This window comes from Streptomonospora nanhaiensis (genome assembly GCF_026642255.1).
Taxonomy (GTDB): domain Bacteria; phylum Actinomycetota; class Actinomycetes; order Streptosporangiales; family Streptosporangiaceae; genus Nocardiopsis; species Nocardiopsis tropica.
Window position 1 is genome coordinate 4,248,036 of sequence record NZ_CP113264.1, and the last position, 18,928, is coordinate 4,266,963.

Sequence of the window (18,928 nt, forward strand, 5' to 3'; positions counted from 1 at the left end):
CCCCTTGTTCTTGTGTCCGTCGCCCTACCGCGCGGACATGAGCGCCATCCGCACGCCCTCGTCCACTGCCCCGACCACATCGGCCACCTCGTCCTCGGCGACCACGAGCTCCACCACACGGGAACCCGCGAGATCGCCCTCCTCCCCCAACGAGTGCAGCCGAACGCTGTGGGGCCCTCCCTCCCCGGCACCGAGCACCAGCAGCAGCGCGCCCTCCCGCGCCGAAGCCGGAAGCATGCCCGGCTGGGTCTGCACCGCCACCACCGCCTGACCGGGACCCGGCCAGCCCGAGGTGTCCGCGAGCATCGCCCCGGTCAGCACCGTGCCCGCCGGAACCGGCATCGCCACGCGCCCCCCGAGAGCCTCGTCGACCGGCGCCAGATCCAGGTCCTCCACCCCCAGGGCCGGAACGATCCGCAGATCCGCGATGGTCAGGGCCTCACCGGCGGCCACGTCCTCCGCGGTGACGACCATGGGGACGCGCTCCTCCTCGTGCCCCGCCGCCCACGCCGCGACCACCCCGCCGACGACCACCGCCGCGACCCCGGCGAAGGGCCGCTTCCAGCCCTTGCGGCGCGGCAGGGACAGCCGGGACCTCCCCGTCTTCCGTTCGGACACGTGGGGTCCGGACAACGTCGTCGTCACGCTCTCTCCGTCTCTGCGCACTCAGCCATCGGTGACCAGCGCGTGGACCTCGGCCACCCGCACCGCACGGGAGGCGCTCGTCGTCAGCGGGTCCAGGGTTCCGCCACCGCCCGCGGTGCTCGACCACTCCACCGACCAGGTCACCGTCACGGTGACCGGGAACCGCCCCGCGGCCTGCCCCCGGGAGGCGCGGGTATAGGTGTGGCCGCAGTCCGGTGACGGGGCGTCGGCCTCGTGGCGGTCCGGGACGAACACGGTCCCCGGCCCCGGACAGTCGAGGGTCGTACCGTCGCCCATCGCCCAGCGGGCCCCGCCCGGGGTCGCCGTCACCGTCACCGAACCCGTGGAGACAGCCGCGGTCGCGCTGACCGGCTCCCAACCGGAGCGGTCCACCCACAACCAGAGCGGGAAGCCCACGACCGTCTCGGCCGCCGGAGAAGAACCCACCGTCGGGTCGGGCAGAACCATCGACGCCCGCGCGCGCTCCGCAGCGGTCCGGGGATCGACGGCCGCGCCGCCACCTGCCGGTTCGGAGCGGGTGGAGGCGCCGCACGACCACCCGGGGTCCTCGCGGTCCCACTCGACGCAGGGCGACTCGGCGGAGAGGGAGACCGGGGCACCGCTGGTGGGGCGTGGGTTGGTGGTTCCGCCGCCGGATGCGCCTCCGGGCTGGGTTGCTTCTGCAAAAGCTTCACAACCAGTCCTCTTACAGGCAACGTCCCCGTTGAAATCCGGTTCCCGAGGGATTGGCAACGCAGGCGCGAGGGCGAGCAAGGGGATAGCCACTCCGGCAGAGACAATGCTGGTTGGAGTCAGCATGTGTCATTTCCCCAGACCTGCATGTCGACGACCCACCAGTCGAACAGGTCCCGTTGGAGCCTGGCGTCCACGCGCACATTGCGCGACCGAGGCTCGATCTCACCCACGACCTTCCAGTCCCCTGCTCCCTGGCAATCCCTGATCACGACCGACCTCGGGTCGTCTGTCGGCTCGGCGGAGATCACCTTCGGGTTCGGAACCGGCTCACCTTCCATGCCGAGGCCTGCGTCTGTCACCCCTTGCACGCCGTCCTGTGCCAGCTCCAGAGCTTGATCAACCGCATATTCCTCCAGAGCCGGGTGCTCCGGGTCCATCTCGGCCGAGGCCAGAACGATGGCGTCCCAGAAATCCAGGTAGACCGCCACGGCCTCTTCCTCGGGAGTGCCTTCCGGACCTTCCGATTCCGCAGGTGCCACGGACGACTGAACGACCGGTTCGGGCCTTTCGTCTACTCCGACGGAGCATCCCGTGACCAGCACCAACCCCAAGGCGGGCAGGGAGAAGCGACGCACCACAAAAGACTCCTTGGAGTATCCTGTCGATCACTCTTAGTGATCAAGGAGAACGTAGTCCCTCGGTTACCCTCCGCACAAGTCGTTCTCGTTGGATGGCAGCGCCGAAAACTGTCGGCAAGCTCACCGCCCCCCGATGTCCAAGTCGGCTACCTGCGAAAACACTGCCCCATCAGGCGGAACGCCGTCGGAACGACGTCTGCGCACGACGGTGGGCGACGTCCGGATCGGACGCCGCCCACCGTGATCACCACCCGGTCAATCCGTGAGGCGGAACCTCGGCAGCCCGAGTGGGACCTGCTCGGATGCCACCGAGAAGGAGGCCCAGACACCCAGGCCCATGCTCTGCCGCCCCGGACCCACCCGGTAGTGGCCCCAACGCTCCGCGAGGGCGTCCACGAGCATCAGGCCGCGCTGACCTTCTGCCCAGTCCCACTCCGCATCGCTGCGCCCGGTCGGGATGCGGGGAACGCTCGCTCCGCCGCCTCCGTCGACGATCGCCAGCCACAGGGTGCGCTCGTTCACGAGTGCCAGGGCTCGGAGAACGCTGTCGCCGCCGGGAGCGTACTTGACCGCGTTGGCGACCAACTCGGCCGCGCACAGGACGACACTGTCGACCAGGTCGCGTGCGAAGCCCTGCAGATCGGTCCGCAGGTGCGCACGGACCTCGCCGGCGGAGGCGAGTTCCGAAGGGTAGGAGCGGTGCTCCCACCAGGTGGACGCCGTCTTGGGCGGAGACAGTTCCGGAGCCGTGGTCGAGCAGGACAAGGGAAGAGGGTTCATCATGACGCTCCCCCGACCTTGTCGAGGTAGACCCGGACCACTGCAGCGAGCTCGCTGAGGCCCTCCGGATCGTCCGCCCCTCCCCTGCCACAGGGCTCGACAAGAGGATCGCCTACGGGGACTCGGGGCCGGGGAATCCTCGGCACGCTCTGCTCCGCGATCGACGGCAGGTAAGGGCGTACGAGAGTGCCCGCGATCTCGTCCGGATCCGGCCAGAGGCAGTCGCCAGCAGGCAGGCTCCCGGAGTGTTCCTGGTGGTAGCCGCTCCCCCAACGCTGGGAGTTCAGCACGGCTGAGCTCATCTGCGCCCGCTTCCCCGGGAGTCCCGGCAGTTCCAGCGTGCCCTCCCGCGGTACGCGTCGAGGCAGCCCCGCCGACAGCGCGGGGCGGTGTGGCGTCTGCGCGATCGCGGACCGCGCCTTCGACGCTTTCCGGGGGACAAGGACGTAGGTCAACGCCATGGCGATCAGCGCGGCGGCGATGACCCACATCCGACCGGCCACGCTGTGGCGGGGCCTGCGGTGTCGTCCATTAGGGTGTTCCACGGTCTCCTCCTGGTTGGTCAGGTGGTGATCAAGCCCCGCGCCAGTGGTCCTACGCACTGACGCGGGGCGCCTTCTTTTCTCTGATCAGGTGTTCATTGGGACTCAGAGAGACCCCGCGAAGGCCCTACGGCGGACACCGGAGAGCTTCTTCATGACGGTCCTCGCTGCCCTTCGGAAGGTGCGCAAAGTGGCCTCACCCGCGCAACAGGCGCATTCGACGCACTGAATTCACTCGTTCACCTACCGTGAGCACTGCTGACCATATTGACTCCGTCAGACTGACTCGTCAATAGGACAATGTCAGACTGACTGATATGCCCACGTCTGAGCGGGAGATCTATGATCCAGAGGGCACTTACCAACGAAGGTGGAGACGTGGCACCACGGAAACCAGCGACCATCGGCCAGCGTCGCCTCTCCGCCGAGTTGCGCCGCATGCGCGAAGCGAGAGGGATGACCGTCGAAGAGGCCAGGCTCGCACTCGGCTGGTCGTCAGGTCGCCTGAACCACATGGAGGGCACCCGCATGTCGGTGCCCGACGTGAGCGCCCTCAACGCCCTCATGGATCTCTACGAGGTGAAGGAAACCTCCCGACGGGAAGCGCTTCTTTCCCTCAGGCTCCAGGCACGCGAGAAACCCTGGTGGCAGGCGTACGACGACGTCCTCGACGACGGTTACATCGGTCTCGAGGCTCTGGCCAGCCGCATCTCGGCCTTCCACCCCATCGTCGTGCCCGGGCTGCTCCAGACCGCCGACTACGCCGCAGCCTCAGCACGTGCGTCGCTCACGCGGACAGAGGACGAGATCAGCCGTATCGTCGATGCGCGCATGGAGCGGCAGAAGCTCCTCACCAAGCCGAACGCTCCCGAGTTTCGATGTGTGATCGACCAAGCCGCCCTCATTCGTGTGGCCTCGGTGCCCGATCTTGCCCACGAGCAGCTCACCCATCTGGTTCAGATCGCTGAGGACGCGAACACCGTCACGCTTCAAGTACTGCCGCTGGACGTCGGTCTGCACGGCTGCATGCACGGATCCACGGTCATTCTGGACTTCGAGCGCGACTTGGACCCGAACATCGTGTACCTGGAGACTCGTGGCCACGGCGTCTACCTGGAGCAGCCCTCCCAGGTCGCCGAATACCGCACTGCGCTCGACAGCGTCGCCGCGAACGCTCTGTCCCAAGCCGACTCGATCGAGCTGCTGACGAACCTGATCACCGACTAGCGAAGGCATCTCGTGTACTCATCCCCAGAGTTCCGCAAGTCCTCCTACAGCGCCAACGAGTCCGCGTGTGTCGAGGTCGCCAAGACCGAGGCGGGCACGGCAGTGCGCGACACCCAGAACCGCAGACTCGGGCACATCGAGTTCGACGCCCCCTCATGGGCGGCCCTCCTGGGCACGATCCCGAGGAATTAGCCGCAGCCGGCAAGGGGCCCCGCCGGCCCGTCCGGGGCCTCCCCCGGGCACCTCCGCGTGTACGGTCATCGTCGGCCGTTGGCACCGCGTACCGATACATTGCGGGCATGACCCCCCAGGGAGACCCCCACCCCCAGGCCCCTCGCCCCCAGCGCTCCCTCTGGGGAGCCCGAATGCAGATCTACCGCGACAACCACCCCCGCGCGTACACCCTCCGCTTCTCGGGCCTCCTGTTCCTCCTCCTGGGCGCAAGCGGGCTCATCGCGTTCGTGACCGCCGGCCGCCCGTGGCAGCTGAGCGTCGTCATCGCCGTGATCCTGCTGGCGGTGTTCACGATCCCCATGGCACTGATCATCGTGTTCTCGTCGCCCGCCAGAGTGACCGAGCGCACCCGCCACGATCCCGGGTTCGCTCGCTTCCCCGCGGACACCGACCCCGCCAAGCTCGCGGAGGCCTGGCGGCTCGTCCGGCAAGGCAGGCTCGGCGCGGACCCGGAGACCAACCGGCTGGAGCGGATCGTCGTCGCGAAGGAACTGAGCAGCACGTCGACGGCCCCTTCCTTCGCCCTGATAGGGATGGCGGCCCTTCTCAACGCCTTCCTGGGCATCAGCCGCCTCCTGATGGAGGGAGTCTCACCCTTTGTCTTCGTCCTCCTGGGACTGGCCATCCTCCTGAGCGGACTCTCCGTCTCGGTCCTCTTCCTGGTGCCACGCCAGCGCCGCCGTTCGAAGGCGTTCCGCGACTCCTACGACGACGCCGCCGGGGAGGCACCCGGCAACGCGGCGTAGACACACGGAGCGCTCCCGGCCCACGACCGGAGCCGTGTCCGCTCCGGAACACCCGCTGCGGGCTGCCGGTGCTCGAGAACGTCCCCGGAGGCGAAAGCGTCCGGGCACGAACTACCAGCAGAGAGGGTGGAAATCGCGGAAGAACCCGCCGCGCGGGCCGTCGTCGGGCAGGGTCGCGGCCCATACGACACCGGGAGCGCTGGCCTCGACCGGGCGTGCGCCCAGGTGCTCAGCACCGGGTGCGGTCGCGGTGACACCGGGGCAGACCACGTTGACGATGACCGGGGTGTCGGCCAGTTCGGCGGCCAGCACCGCTGTGAAGGCGTTCAGTGCTGCCTTGCTGACGGCGTGGGTCGCCGCCGATCCGCCCATCAGGGAAAGACCGAACCGCTCATCGGCATGGGACCCGGCGCCGGAGCCCACGTTGACGATGCGCGGGTGGTCCGAGGCGCGCAGCAGCGGGAGGAGGGCCTGGGTCATGCGCCATGCGCCGAACAGGTTCACTTGTAGGACATCGGCGGCGGCCCCCAGGTCAGCCCCGGTGGCGGTGTCGGTCCGGTCGGGGGAAGCTGCGGCGTTGTTGATCAGAATGTCGAGTCGCCCGGCGCGTGCGATGAGCGCTTCCACCGCGGCTTCGACCGCCGTGGGGTCGGTGACGTCGAGATCGACCGGGAGTGGTTCGACCCCCTCGATGGGGCTCGCCGCCTCGGCCGCCTGGCGGGAGTCCCGTGCGGTGATCAGCACACGAACCCCGGTCAGGGCCAGTTGTCGGGCGACCTCCAGGCCGATCCCGCGTGCGGCACCGGTGATCAGCGCCGTCGTCGCGGTTCCGGAAACCGTGGCGCGGGAGGTGGTGAGGTGTTCGTTCTGTGGCATGGGCCCATCCTCACGGGAGCCGGTCGGGCCCTCCATGCCTCCGAGTCCGTATTTTCTGCCCGATCGTCCCGAGCGGCCTGTCCGGGTCCGATCACGGAGCTTCCGGGCCGGCGGAGGGTGCGTCGCGCACCCGGGAGCGGTAGTGCAGCGGTGACTCGCCCACCTGCCGCCTGAACGCGCTGCTGAACGCGCCCTCCGATGCGTAGCCCAGTTCGGACGCCAGCGAACCTACGCGCACGTCGCTATCGCGCAGGGCGCGCTGCGCCAGGAGCATCCGCCAGCGGGAGAGGTAGGTCAGCGGCGGTATGCCCGCCAGGGAGCGGAAGCGGTCCGTGAACGAGGTTCGCGACATCGCGGCGGCACGCGCCAGCTCCTCCAGGCGCCAGGGTTTACCGGGTGCGCTGTGCATGAGCCCGAGCGCGGGACGCAGCTGCTCATCGGCCAGCGCCCGCAGCCACCCCGGGGGCAGTTCGAGTCGGCCGAGGTAGGCGCGCAGGACTTCGAGCACCAGGAGCTGGCCGTGTTGCCGGATCGCGAACTCCGCCCCCGGCCGGCCTCCCACCACCTCGGCGAGCAGCAGGTCGAGGGCGCCGCGCAACCGCAGGGCCTGGGTGTCCGCGGCCCGGACGTGCCCCACCGGAGGGAGGGTCTGGAGCAGGAGCTCGCGACCGACACGGTTGAGGTCGACCCGGATGCCGATGACGACGTCGTCGTGGTCGGCGTCGGCGGTGCGCAGGCGGAGGGTGTCCGGATCAGGTACGACCTCACGGCGCGGCCCGTCGCCGGCGCCGCCCTCGACCTCCAGCCACGACCGGTCGTTCAGGATGGCGACGTCGCCCGGTCCGAGCGCGATCGGCTCGCCGCCGTCGGCGGTGAGCCGGGACCGGCCGTGCACCATCACGATGAGCTTCATCGCTTCATCGACCGAGGCGCGCGACACCCAGGGGCCCTGTACCGCGAAGCCGCCGGTCACATGTCCGCGAATCCCGACGAGGTCGATCACCTCGGAGAGTTGGTCATCGGTCATGTCCGGAACTATCGCGAAAGAGACGGCATCCGGTCAACGTCCGCGCTCCTCTGTGTAGGACCACGGAGTCCTCTCCGTGTGAGCCTGCCAGGTGGCGCCAGTCGGTGTACCGGCTTTCTTCCGGCCGGTGGTGTTCCGCATCCCTCAGGAACGGCTCACGCCCAGGGGCCGGGTCCTGGTCCATGCCCGGTCGGCAGCGTCAACACCGTGGGGACGCGAGGGCCGACCGCCGTGGCGACCGTGACCCGGGTGGGGGCACTGTCGACAACGGCGGCCGATCCCCGAGTCCGGCAGGCTCACCCCTGTTCCTGAACGCCGGTGTGCCCTCCCCGTCGTGGCGGCGGATGCAGCAGGGGTGGGAGCAGAGGCCAGCGGCAGGAACTCAGCCGGTCCGGAGCCGGGGCGTGCTCACTCGCCGACAGCCGGGTAGTAGTCGTCCTTCTGACGGGCCTCCTGCCGGTCGGAGACGTCGACCTCCACCCCCGCCTGTGCGAAGGCCGCCCGCACCCGCTCGGCGGCCTCCTCGCCCAGGTAGTGGTGGTGCAGGTCCAGGCGCTCCAGGTGGGAGAGCGCCGGCACGGCGGCGAGCAGGTCCTCGACGTCGTCCTCGCACAGGGTGCCCAGGGACAGGTCGAGCGAGGACAGGCGGGCCGTGATCGGAGCCTGGGCCAGGGCCCGCATCCACTCCCCGGTGCGGCTGGAGTTGCGCAGGCCCAGGTGTCCGAGCCCGGGCAGGGCCTCCCCGGACAGCAGGGGCGCCAGGTCGTCGGGGGTGGCGTCGCCGCCGTAGTCCTCCACGCCCAGCCACAGTTCCAGGCGCTGCAGCGCGGGCAGCCCCGAGGTCAGGACCTGGCGCACCACCTCGGCGGGCAGGCCGCCGCTCTGGAGGGTGAGCGAGCGCAGCGCGCCGTGTTCGGGCACGTGCAGGGAGAGCCTTTCGGCCCCCGCGTAGGTCTCCCCCACCCCGCGGACGGTGAACTCCTCCAGACGCGGGTAGGCGGCCAGCAGCGGAGCCATGTCGCAGTGCTGGATCCAGGAGATCTCGTTCTCCTCGAACGTGATGTCGCCGAGGAAGAGCGAACGCAGTGCGGGCAGGGCCGGGGCGTGGGCGATCAGGGCGTCCCGGAGCTCACGGGAGGAGATGTCGCTGCCCTCCTCGAACCCCCAGTCGCCGATCACCAGCGCGACCACCCGGGAGGTGTCCACCTCCTCGACGAACCTGGCCAGGTAGGGGACGAGCTCCTCGGTGTAGCTGGAGAGGCGGAGCCGCCACGCCACCGAGTCCGGGGCGAGCTCGGCCTTGTCCATCCTCTCCCGGTGCGGGGTCGAGGTCGGGGCCTCCACGTGGTTCCTGCGCGCGCTGTAGGCGGCCTCCCGGAGGTAGTGCGCCTCCGCTTCCCGGTCGAGGAACTCGACCACGGGGAGGCCGGCGTACTCGGTGAGGTGTTCGCGGATCATGGTGTTTCTTCCTTGCCGGCCAGGGGTGTGCGACATGTCTAGCAGTGCGCGCGGACAGGCAGGGGCCGGGCGCAGCGTTTCTCCGGCGCATGGTCGAAGGTGGGAGCACCGAGCACGGCGGGCCCGCTCCCGAGGGCTGTGGTGAGCCCGAACCGTTCCTCCGTGAGGTCCTGACGAAGCTCGGCACGACGGTGCACACAACGTCACCCGGACCGAACGCTCTATACGAGGTCCGTTCCGGCGGGGAGAGGCAGGTCCGCTGCCCCTCCACCGGTGGGGCAGCGGCGGACCTGCGCGAGGGGCCGCAGATCCGGGGCGCGGAGACCGTCTCAGCGGCACCTGAGCCAGGGGCCGTGTTCCGGAAAGGGGTCAGGGTCGCCTTCCCGGTGCCGTCGAGATCACCTCGGCGCCTCCGCTCCGTGTGTCACCAGCAGTTGTCCCAACTCCTGGGTGCACCGTGTCAGTGCGACGTACAGTCCGTTCCAGCCACGGGGTTCGGCGGTGATGCCGGGGGCGTCGATGAGCAGGGTGGCGTCCCATTCCAGCCCCTTGGCCTCGGTGGCGGAGAGGACCGGCACGTCGGGCAGTGCCGCGCGCAGGGCCCGCAGGCGTTCGCGGGGAGCGATGACACCGACCATGCCCCCTGCCCACCGTTCCGAGAGTTCCCCGATGATGCGGACCGCCTCGGCCGCGAGGCCGTCCTCGTCCACCGTGCGTTCCCAGGGCTCGACGCCCGAGGCGCGCACGGCGCGAGGGGGTTCGTTCCGGCTGCCCGCGTTCTGGAGTACCGGCCCGGTGAGGGCCATGACCTCCAGCGGGGTGCGGTAGCAGATGGTCAACCGGGCTTGCGCCCATCTTGCGCCGAAGGCCGCGCCCACCGCGTCCTCCCAGGTCGTGTGCCGGTGCGGCGCCTCGGCCTGATCGATGTCGCCGACAGCGGTGATCGAACGGGAAGGGCAGCGGCGCATGACCATGTGCCACTGCATCTCGGAGAGTTCCTGTGCTTCGTCCACGACGACGTGCCCGTACACCCAGTCCCGCTGTGCCGCGGCCCGGTCGGTCAGGAACTCCCCCTGCTCCTCGTTCGGTTGCACATCACCCAGAAGATCGTCCAGGGCGTCGAACAGGGGGATGTCACTGCTTGCCCACTCCTGCGGTTCACCGACGACCATCTCCCTTTCGGCGTCGGTGAGCTCCGGCGCCCACCGGCGCAGCAGTTCCGCGTCACCGAGCAACCGACGCAGTTCCGTCGTCGTGTCGCGGGTCGGCCACCACCCCTCCAGCGTGGCGGCCACGCCGGAGTCGGCGGCGATCCGGTCGTGCAGTCGCTCCAGGTCCTCCTCGGTGAGCTCTCCGTCGACATCCGTTCCGGTGGTGCCGTTGCTCGCGGCGCGGTTGTCCGAGCGCGTGATCCCGGCGTCGAACCGGGCGAGCAGGTCCTCGAAGCCCTCTTCCATCTGCGCCAGTAGCTCTTCGCTGCGCTCGGCTATCGCGTCGGTCAGCAGATGGTGGACCTGTTGGCCGAAGAGGGCGCCCGCTGCGTGGTAGGAGTGCCCGGCCGTCGCCGACGCGAGAGCCCGGGCGACCCTGTGTTCACCGATCGTGTACCGTTCCCCCTCCCACACCAGTTCGAGGTCGACGGGCCGCGGGACGAGCGAGGCCGAGTACCGGGAGAGCGCCTGCTGCCAGAGCCCCCTGCCCTTGATCTCCGCGATCTCGCGCGACTCCGCACGCTCCACGCCGACCCCCGGGACGAGGGTGTCGCAGGTCGCCGACACGATGGCGGTCTCCCCGAGGGCCGGCAGCACCTGGGTGATGTACTCCAGGAAGCGCAGGGACGGGCCCAGGACCAGGACGCCCTGCGCGGCGAGTTGCGGATAGGTGAAGAGCAGGTACGCCACCCGGTGCAGTGCCACCACGGTCTTGCCGGTGCCCGGGCCGCCCTGCACGACCAGCGGCCCCCGGGAGTCGGCGCGGACCACCTCGTCCTGCTCGCGCTGCAGGGTGGCCGCCGCGGTACCCATGCGGCCGGTGCGCCGCTCTCCGAGGGCCGCGAGCAGGGCGCCCTCGCCGACCAGTTCACCCGCCCCCGACCCGTCGAGCGGCTCGTCGTCGACGCCGGTCACCTCCCGCCCGTCGACACGGATGTGGCGACGGCGGCCCTGCCCCTGGGGGTCGACCGGCGTCGCGGTGTAGAAGGGCCTTGCCGCAGGTGCGCGCCAGTCGATGACCAGGGGATCGCTGTCGTCTCCCGCGCTGGGCACACCGACGCGCCCCACGCGCAGGACCGTCCGGTCGAGCGCGTCGAGCCGGCCGAAGATCAGACCCCGGTCCGCGCGCCGCAGCTCCTCGCGGCGGTCGGCCATCATGCGCAGCCGGGCGTGCCCGGTCGTGTCGCCCGCCGGGACCGCGATCTCGGCGTCGAGGTACTGGAGTATCTCGTCGCAGCGCGTGAAGGCCTCGTCGAGGACGAGCTGTTCCTCGGCCACGGCTGCGGTCTGCGCGGCATGGTCGCCATTCGGCGATGGGGTGGCATTGCGTGGGGGCACTCGAAATCTACCCTTTCCGTTTCACGGTAGAAGCAAGGAGCGTAACACCGCGAAACAGCGAAATATTCGTTAGCGTGAGTGTCGTCACTTCTGCCTGGTGCTGTAGCAGAAATCGCGGGCATGGTGGTTGCCGAGGTCGGTGGGCAGGGTCGCGGAGTCCGGCGGTCGGCCGGTTGCGTCCGGTCGGGCGTTCTGTCAGCCGATATCCGCTACTGCATTCTCGGTGCCACGGGAAAAACCGGTATCAGGTGTCGGATGTCGCCGAATGCCGTCGGTCGACCGCTTGCAGGAATGGCCCGGGGCGACGGCGCCGGTCCGTGCGCAGCCGGGGCCGAACGCGTTCGCGGCGTGTGGCGTTCGAGAGTGGCCGGTTGCCCTGCCCATCGCGTACGCGGAGTGGATGGCGGCGCGGTGCACCGTTGGCGCCGCCCGGACGGAACACCCCCGCCTCGGACCCTGCGCAGGGCCTCCGCCGCGGCGCGGTGGCCGCTCCTCACGGCACCGTCGAGGGCGCCGTTGCCGAGAAGGTCCGCGGTCGCGGTGGCAGTCCGGTGCACGCGCCCTCGCGAAGCACGCAGCCCGAGTCCGTGCCGGGTGAGGAGGTCGGGCGGGATGGGCAATCGGGGCTCGGCTCCGAAACCGGGGGACACCGCACCCACCGACCCTCCCCGACCGGGCCCGTCGTACCGTCCTGACCAGGCTCTTCGTCCTGGGGAGTCGTCGTCTCGGCCCGGTGCCGAAAAATCTTCGCCATTCGGGAGAACTCCTCCGGCCCCTCTGACATCAGAAGGCACAGAAAGAAACCACGGACACAAGAGGAGCGGCGCTGGGAGCGTCCCGCCGAGCACAGGAGAAAGGGCGATCCGCGTTGCCGGGCGACCGAAATGCACAAACTCGGACACGCGTCGATGACGGAACGAGCCCGACACATCCGATCCCGACGTCGATGAGGCATAGCTAGAGGCCACGGCACCTCTCGACGAGCTCGACCGGCGGGGAAGCGCCCATCGGAGCGCATTTTTCCCGGGTTGCACGAGACACCGCACCTCCCCCACCGCGCGTGTTCTCCATTCCCGAAATCCCTGCCAAAGCCATACCCGAAAACCCTCACCCGCAATGAGATATCTCTTCCCTCGGGGAGAAAGGAATCGCATGAACCGCAATTTCCGTACCACCGTCCTGGCCCTCGCGACCTCCGGCGTGGTGGCCCTCGGCTCCGCAGCGTGCTCCTCCGAGGAAGTGATCGACGCGGTGGCCGCCGGTTCGGACGCGGGTGAGGGCAACGAGGCCGCGGTGGTGACGGAGCCCCGGAGCGGCCTGCTGGAATTCATCGCCCCGGGCGAGTTCAGCATCGACGGCGAGGCCTTCTTCGTCACCGAGGAGACGCAGATCCTGGGCGGCCTCAACGCCTGCCCCGCCGAGGACGGCCTCGACGAGAACGGCTTCGGCGTCGTGGACTGCGACCTGGAGTCGCTCGAGGCCGCGGTGCAGGGCGGGGCGCCCGTGTACGCCGAGGCCGAGGTGGAGGAGCCCGGGAACGCCCTCTCGATCACCGAGTACGACAACGACCGCCAGGCCGAGCCGGCGCCCGGGGCGGCTCCCGGCGAGGGCGCCGCCGGGACCGACGAGGCCCCCGAGGGCTCCGCCGTCGTGCGGGGCGAGCTGGAGTACATCGCCCCGGGTGAGTACATGATCGACGGGACGGCGTTCTTCGTGGCCGAGGACACCGTGATCTACGCCGGTGTCTACGCCTGCGCCGGGGGCGTCCAGGACCCCGACACCGGCGACGTCATCTGCGACTTCGACGAGTTCGACGCCACCCTGGCGAACGGCACCTCCGTCATGGCCGAGGTCCAGGTCGTCGAGGGCGTCGCCGAGTCGATCACCGAGTACTAGGACCGGTCCTCCCGAGGGGGCGGTCGACGTCCCCTCGACCATCCGGCGAAGGCCCTGCTCAGCAGGGCCTTTTTCGTGTGCCCACCAGGGGTGACGGCTGAGTGCAGCCTCACAGAACCGGTCGGACTCCCGGGCGCGGATCGGAACGTAGCCTTCTCATCGGATGAGAATTTGCCCTTTTCATACCTTTTGTCCGATCCATAGAGTGAGCCGGTCCCGAGCGCCGCTCGGAGCTGGCCAGGTCCGGGAGAGGGGGCGCCATGTCAGCCGACGCGACGTCCGGCAACGCGGGGCGGACCACCGACCGCCTGCTCGGCGTGCTGATGGTCTTCGCCGAAGCGGAACACGCCACCGCCGCGGAGGTCTCCGAGGCCACCGGCATCCCGGTCAGCACCGTCTACCGGATGCTGGACCGGCTGTCCGCGACCGGGTTCGTGCAGCGTGTCGGCACCGCCTACGGGGCCGGCCCCGTGGCGGTCCGGTTCGCGGAGAAGTACCGCAACGGCGCGCTGGAGCGCACCGCCATCGGCCCACGGCTGGAACGGCTCTCGCACGAGTCCGGCGAACTGGCGGCCTTCATGGTGCCGGTCGGCACCGAGGCCCTGTGCGTGGACGCCGTCGAGGGGGCCCGGGTGCTGCGCTGCTGCTACACCCGCGGAGCCGTGCAGCCGCTGCTGCGCGGGGCCACGGCCGAGGCGCTGCTGGCCCACCTCCCCGAGTCACGGCGCCAGCAGGTGTACGCCGCCTACCGGCTCCCCGCCGAACGGGTGCGGGCCCTGGAGGCCGCGCACCCCCTGGTGCGGGAGCAGGGCGTGGCGGTCAGCGAGAGCGCCCTCGACGAGGGCGTGTGGGGCGCGAGCGCCCCCGTGCTCGGCGACTCGGGCTCCCTGAACGGGGTCGTCACCGTGATGGCCCCGGCGGCGCTGACCGAGCGCCGGCGCCCCTACTACGTCCGCCTCGTCAAAGAGGCGGCGCGTGACCTGAGTGGAGGAACGATTTGAACAGGGTGGATCCCCCCGTCTGGACCGGGCGCGACGACGGCCCCGGCGCCGAACACCGGCGCTGGCACACCACCGTGCGCCCGCTCGACGACGCCGGCCGGGCCGGAACCGCGATCGTCGGCTTCGCCTCCGACGAGGGCGTGCGCAGGAACAGGGGCCGCACCGGCGCCGCCGAGGGACCCGCCGCCCTGCGCCGCGCCCTCGCCCCGCTCGCCCTGCACCGGGACGAGGCGCTGTACGACGCCGGGGACGTCCGCGTGGACGACGGCGACCTGGAGGCCGGCCAGCGCGCGCTGGGCTCGGTGGTGGCCGGGGCCATGAGGGCCGGGCACTTCCCCGTCGTGCTCGGTGGCGGCCACGAGGTCGCCTACGCCAGCTACCTGGGCCTGGACGAGGGCCTGGGCTCGGACCGGACCCGCACTCTGGGCGTGCTCAACATCGACGCCCACTTCGACCTGCGCGAGGAGCCGGAGCCCACCTCCGGAACACCCTTCCTCCAGATCTGCGAGGCCGAGCGGGCCCGGGGACGCGACTTCCGGTACGCCGTCGTCGGGATCAACGAGGCCGGGAACACCCCCGTGCTGTTCGACCGCGCCGACCGGCTCGGCGTCGAGTACCTCACCGACGACCGGTGCACCGCCGCCCGCCTGGAGCGGGTACTGGCCTTCGTCCGTTCCTTCCTGGACACGGTGGACGACGTCTACCTCACGCTCGACCTGGACGCCCTGCCCGCATGGGTGGCGCCCGGGGTGAGCGCCCCCTCGCCGCTCGGCGTTCCGACCGAGGTGGTGCAGGCCGTGGTCGAGGAGGTCGCCGCCTCGGGACGGCTGGCCCTGTTCGACGTGGCCGAGCTCAACCCGTCCCTGGACGTGGACGGCCGGACCGCGCGCGTCGCCGCACGCATGGTGGACCGCGTGCGCGCGGCCAGAGGACGGAACTCGTGAACATCTCCCTGGACCTGATCCAGACCACCACCCTGGCCGTCGTCCTGCTGCTCCTGGGCGAGTTCGCCCGGCGCCACATCGGCTTCCTCCAGCGGTTCAGCATCCCCGGCCCGGTGATCGGCGGTTTCGCGTTCGCGCTGGCCGTCCTGGCGCTGCGGGAGACCGGTGTGGCCCAGCTGGAGCTGGACACCACGCTGCAAGAGCCCGCGATGATCGCTTTCTTCACCACCATCGGCCTCGGCGCCAGCGTCAGCCTGCTCCGCAAGGGCGGCAAGCTGCTGATCGTCTACCTGCTGGCGTGCTGGACCCTGGCGATCCTCCAGAACGTGGTGGGCATCGGCATGGCCACGGCCCTGGGCATCGACCCGGTGCTGGGCGTGATGGCCGGCGCCGTCGCCCTGGAGGGCGGCCACGGCGCCGCGGCGGCGTTCGGCCCCACCGCCGAGGCCCTGGGCACCGACGGCGCCACCGCGATCGCGATCGCCGCGGCCACCTTCGGCCTGGTCGCGGGCGGTCTGCTGGGCGGTCCGATGGCCTCCTGGCTGATGCGGCGCCACAAGGTGGAGGTGCCCGCGGCCGCCGACACCGCCGCGTCCGCCGCCGCCGAGGCGCAGGAGAAGGAGGAGCCGGTGGGCTACGGCCCGCTGGTGAACACCGCCGTGCTGATCGGCGTGGTGATGGTGGCCGGGGTCGCGCTGGGCACGTGGTTCAGCGAGACGACCGGGTTCGTGCTGCCCGCGTACGTGGGCGCCATGGTGGTGGCGGCCGTCGCGCGCAACGTCGGTGACCGGTTCGGGCTGCGCATGCACCAGGGCGCCCTGTCGCTGGTGTCGTCGCTGTCGCTCGGCCTGTTCCTCACCATGGCCATGATGGGCCTGCGGATCTGGGACCTGTACGCGCTGGCCCTGCCGCTCGTGCTGCTCCTCGCGGTCCAGGTGATCGTCCTGCTGCTGTTCGTCGCGCTGGTCGTGTTCCGCCTGCTGGGGAAGGGCTACGACGCCGCGACGATGGCGGCCGGCATGGTCGGCCACGGCCTGGGCGGCACCCCCAACGCGATGGCGAACATGGACGCCTTCAACCGGCGTTTCGGGGTCCGTTCGGAGAAGGCCTTCCTGATCGTCCCGCTGGCCGGTGCGGTGCTGATCGACATCGTGGCGCTGCCGTGGATCGTGTGGTGCATCAACGCGGTGGCCTGACCCGAGCCGCCTCCCGAGGGATCCCCGGGTCGCCGACCTGGGGGTCCCTCGTCGTTTCGGCCTGGGTCCCCGCTCCGGGGCGGGGGCCGCGGGGCGTCCTGAAGGGGGAAGGGTCCGGAGAGCATCCGAGCCGGAGGGGCGTCGGTGATCTGCTGCCTCGACGCCGCCACCGACGCCTGGACGGCCGCGGACGGGGCGATCCCGCTGTCGGTGCCCCTGGACCGAGCGATGGGCACGCCGGACGAACCGGGCGCCTGGGAGGGCCCGGGCGCGGGCCGGGCGACCGGCCTCACCGGAGATTCGGTCAGGTCAGGCGGGGCGCGGAAACGGCTGTGAAGCGGGCGTCACCCGAGGAGTCGCGGGAGAGCCTCGGGTCACGATATGGCGTCGGCGTGCAACAAATCCGGCGTCTGAGCACTCCCTTTACCTGAGCCTCCTGCGCCACGCGGGGCTCCGATCCTCCACCGAACCCCCGAGGTACACATGCTGAACCCTGCCCTCACGCGCCGCATCACCCTGGGTGTGGCCGCCGCCGGATCCACCCTCGTCCTCGCCGCTTGCGGCGGGGCCGCCCCCGAGCCGGAAGCGGCCCCGGAGGCCGCCGAGGTGACCGAGGAGGAGACCCCGGAGATCGACACCGCCGACTTCAACCAGGGCCCGATCCCCGACGCCGCGCCGGAGGTGACCGCGGAGGACCTGCCCGCCGAGCCCGACAGCTCCGCGCCGCTGGGCGACCGCATCGCCTGGGAGGCCCTGGAACAGGTCTCTATTTTCGCGTCGGTCGTGGACCCGGACGCCACATCCGAGTGCCCGGAGATCGCGGGCACCGAGGGGGAGACCGCCACGTGCACGGTGAACTTCCTCGGGGAGGAGTTCGAGTACGCGATCACGGTGGAGTCCTCCGGCATCCTCGTCTCCTACCAGCCGCAGCTCGTGGACGGGCCGCTGATCCGCGAGACGGTCGAGGACACCCTGCGCGTGCAGGCGGACACCGAGTACGTGCTCTGCGACATGGAGGCCGACCTCGTGCGAGGCGAGCCCGACACGGACGCGCCGTTCACGTGCCAGGCGCTGGACGAGGCGACCGGAGAGGTCGACGAGTACACCCTGAGCATCTCGATGTACGGGGCGTTCACGTTCTTCGTGGTCTGACCGGTGACCGGGCCGCCGTCCGTCGCCCCGAGCCCGGTCGGGGCGACGGACGGCGGCGGGACGGGGCGGGAGCGGGCGCCCGCCTGGGAGCCGTCGCCGAGGGTGCCGTTCCCGTGGGCGAGGAAGTCCTCGACGGTCACGGCGCCGACGGGGCCGGTGTCGGACTCGGTCCAGAGGTCCCGGCCGTCGTCGATGTAGCTCTCGGCGAGGGCGTCCGTGCCTGCCTCGGCCGCGAAGTACGGGGCAGGCAAGGCCGGGCGTGGCCGCTACACCGGTTCAGTCCCCATCGCCGCCGTCCATGTCCGGCGGCTGCCAGATGAGGTTCAATCCACCAGGATTCTCCGGCTCGGACGCCGCTACCCGCCTCCGTACCTCCTCCCGGGCACGGGCCCTGAACCCGCCCTCCAGGACTCCGAGGTCGACCTCCAGGGGCATCCACCTCTTCCTGGCCCCGAACCGGAGGGACCGCGCATGGAGCTCCCCCAGTTCGGGACACACGTCTTCCCCCGTGTATCCGAGCAGGACGGCCAGCACCCGGTGCGCGCCGGGCCGACGCGCGGGGTCGTGGACCAGGCAGCTTTCCAGCACCGACGACAGCGGTCGGGACACCCCCTCCAGGTCCGGTCGCCCCGTCACCGCGCGGGCGGCCGTCTCGGGGCATGGCGGCCCGGGGAACGCCGACCTCCCCGTGGCCGCCCGGACCACGGTCGCCGCCCAACCGAAGACGTCGTCGGCGCCGGTGCCCCGACCACCGCCCCGCCGCTCCGGCTCCGGCTGCTGCGGTGTCAGGAGAGATCGGCTGCCGTCGGCGGTGGTCTCCACCGCTCGGGCGACGACACGGTCGACGACGACCGCGCCGTCCGCGCCCACCAGGATGTCCTCCCCGGTGACCCCGTGGTGGACGATGCCCTCGCCGTGCAGGACCGCCAGCGCGGTGGCGGTGTGCACGGCGAACCGGTACAGCTCCCGGTCCGCGAGCAGGTCCCCGCCGGCGATCCGCTCGCTCAGGGGTTCGGCGTGCCCGGCGTCCCGGAAGGCGACCCACGGCGTGTCGGCCCACGGGTCGGCGTCCACCGCCGTCAGCAGGGAGAAGGAGGACACCCGCAGCGACAGCGCCACCGACCGTTCGAGTCGTTCGCGGAACCCGGGTGTGCGCGCCGTTTCGCCCGACACGAGCGTGAGCACATGCGGTGCGCCCCCGGCGTCCACCGCCCGGAAGTGCGCGCCTCGGGGGTCCGCGCCGAGGTCGCCCACGAGCCGGTATCCGTCCACTCTTTCCCCGACGCCCGCCATGTCCCTCCCCTTCACGGATACCGGTGAG

The 18,928-nt window shown here is 70.8% G+C and carries 18 protein-coding genes; 9 read left to right on the forward strand and 9 right to left on the reverse strand.

The window, feature by feature from the left end:
• Positions 1 to 24: 24 nt before the first annotated feature.
• From OUQ99_RS18415 to OUQ99_RS18430, 4 genes are all read right to left on the reverse strand, one after another.
• Complete coding sequence (locus OUQ99_RS18415; protein WP_267945008.1) at positions 25 to 645, reverse strand: SAF domain-containing protein; 621 nt, start codon at positions 643 to 645, stop codon at positions 25 to 27.
• Between the two features lie 21 nt (positions 646 to 666).
• Positions 667 to 1,113 (reverse strand): hypothetical protein, encoded by a 447-nt coding sequence (locus OUQ99_RS18420; protein ID WP_267945009.1) that lies wholly within the window; start codon positions 1,111 to 1,113, stop codon positions 667 to 669.
• A gap of 344 nt (positions 1,114 to 1,457) precedes the next feature.
• Positions 1,458 to 1,829 (reverse strand): hypothetical protein, encoded by a 372-nt coding sequence (locus tag OUQ99_RS18425; RefSeq protein WP_267945010.1) that lies wholly within the window; start codon positions 1,827 to 1,829, stop codon positions 1,458 to 1,460.
• Between the two features lie 405 nt (positions 1,830 to 2,234).
• On the reverse strand, positions 2,235 to 2,759 hold the full coding sequence (locus tag OUQ99_RS18430) for an ATP-binding protein (protein WP_267945011.1): 525 nt from the start codon (positions 2,757 to 2,759) through the stop codon (positions 2,235 to 2,237).
• A 920-nt stretch (positions 2,760 to 3,679) separates the two neighbouring features.
• On the opposite strand from OUQ99_RS18430, the gene OUQ99_RS18435 reads away from it, so the two are divergent.
• The 3 genes from OUQ99_RS18435 to OUQ99_RS18445 all read left to right on the forward strand — a co-directional run bounded on the left by OUQ99_RS18435 (position 3,680) and on the right by OUQ99_RS18445 (position 5,508).
• Entirely contained in the window at positions 3,680 to 4,528 is an 849-nt protein-coding gene (locus OUQ99_RS18435; RefSeq protein ID WP_267945012.1) for a helix-turn-helix domain-containing protein, read from the forward strand.
• Positions 4,529 to 4,540: 12 nt separating this feature from the next.
• Positions 4,541 to 4,720: a DUF397 domain-containing protein gene (locus OUQ99_RS18440; protein ID WP_267945013.1), complete on the forward strand. Its 180-nt coding sequence runs from the start codon at positions 4,541 to 4,543 to the stop codon at positions 4,718 to 4,720.
• 107 nt (positions 4,721 to 4,827) lie between these two features.
• On the forward strand, positions 4,828 to 5,508 hold the full coding sequence (locus OUQ99_RS18445) for a hypothetical protein (RefSeq protein WP_267945014.1): 681 nt from the start codon (positions 4,828 to 4,830) through the stop codon (positions 5,506 to 5,508).
• A 111-nt stretch (positions 5,509 to 5,619) separates the two neighbouring features.
• Here the strand turns inward: OUQ99_RS18445 and OUQ99_RS18450 are convergent, their stop codons facing one another.
• The 4 genes from OUQ99_RS18450 to OUQ99_RS18465 form a co-directional block, all read right to left on the reverse strand.
• Entirely contained in the window at positions 5,620 to 6,384 is a 765-nt protein-coding gene (locus tag OUQ99_RS18450) for an SDR family NAD(P)-dependent oxidoreductase (RefSeq protein WP_267945015.1), read from the reverse strand.
• Between the two features lie 91 nt (positions 6,385 to 6,475).
• Positions 6,476 to 7,411 (reverse strand): AraC family transcriptional regulator, encoded by a 936-nt coding sequence (locus OUQ99_RS18455; RefSeq protein ID WP_267945016.1) that lies wholly within the window; start codon positions 7,409 to 7,411, stop codon positions 6,476 to 6,478.
• Positions 7,412 to 7,819: 408 nt separating this feature from the next.
• The gene (locus tag OUQ99_RS18460; RefSeq protein WP_267945017.1) at positions 7,820 to 8,869 is read right to left on the reverse strand and encodes an STM4015 family protein; all 1,050 of its coding nucleotides are present in this window, start codon (positions 8,867 to 8,869) and stop codon (positions 7,820 to 7,822) included.
• Positions 8,870 to 9,267: 398 nt separating this feature from the next.
• Complete coding sequence (locus OUQ99_RS18465) at positions 9,268 to 11,358, reverse strand: HelD family protein (protein WP_267945018.1); 2,091 nt, start codon at positions 11,356 to 11,358, stop codon at positions 9,268 to 9,270.
• 1,212 nt (positions 11,359 to 12,570) lie between these two features.
• Between OUQ99_RS18465 and OUQ99_RS18470 the strand changes: the two genes are divergently transcribed.
• The 6 genes from OUQ99_RS18470 to OUQ99_RS18495 all read left to right on the forward strand — a co-directional run bounded on the left by OUQ99_RS18470 (position 12,571) and on the right by OUQ99_RS18495 (position 17,607).
• Positions 12,571 to 13,314 carry a hypothetical protein gene (locus tag OUQ99_RS18470; RefSeq protein ID WP_267945019.1) on the forward strand — a complete coding sequence of 248 codons (744 nt, stop codon included), beginning with the start codon at positions 12,571 to 12,573 and terminating at the stop codon, positions 13,312 to 13,314.
• Between the two features lie 260 nt (positions 13,315 to 13,574).
• A complete protein-coding gene (locus tag OUQ99_RS18475) occupies positions 13,575 to 14,315 on the forward strand; it encodes an IclR family transcriptional regulator (RefSeq protein ID WP_267945020.1) in 741 nt (246 codons plus the stop codon).
• A 5-nt stretch (positions 14,316 to 14,320) separates the two neighbouring features.
• The gene (gene hutG / locus OUQ99_RS18480; RefSeq protein ID WP_267950418.1) at positions 14,321 to 15,259 is read left to right on the forward strand and encodes a formimidoylglutamase; all 939 of its coding nucleotides are present in this window, start codon (positions 14,321 to 14,323) and stop codon (positions 15,257 to 15,259) included.
• Positions 15,256 to 16,455: a sodium/glutamate symporter gene (gltS, locus tag OUQ99_RS18485; RefSeq protein WP_267945021.1), complete on the forward strand. Its 1,200-nt coding sequence runs from the start codon at positions 15,256 to 15,258 to the stop codon at positions 16,453 to 16,455. Before hutG ends, gltS begins: the two co-directional genes overlap by 4 nt.
• Positions 16,456 to 16,599: 144 nt before the next feature.
• Complete coding sequence (locus OUQ99_RS18490; RefSeq protein ID WP_267945022.1) at positions 16,600 to 16,791, forward strand: hypothetical protein; 192 nt, start codon at positions 16,600 to 16,602, stop codon at positions 16,789 to 16,791.
• A 147-nt stretch (positions 16,792 to 16,938) separates the two neighbouring features.
• The gene (locus tag OUQ99_RS18495) at positions 16,939 to 17,607 is read left to right on the forward strand and encodes a hypothetical protein (RefSeq protein ID WP_267945023.1); all 669 of its coding nucleotides are present in this window, start codon (positions 16,939 to 16,941) and stop codon (positions 17,605 to 17,607) included.
• Between the two features lie 276 nt (positions 17,608 to 17,883).
• Here OUQ99_RS18495 and OUQ99_RS18500 read toward each other — a convergent pair whose 3' ends face one another.
• The gene (locus OUQ99_RS18500) at positions 17,884 to 18,900 is read right to left on the reverse strand and encodes a protein kinase (protein WP_267945024.1); all 1,017 of its coding nucleotides are present in this window, start codon (positions 18,898 to 18,900) and stop codon (positions 17,884 to 17,886) included.
• Between the last annotated feature and the right edge of the window lie 28 nt (positions 18,901 to 18,928).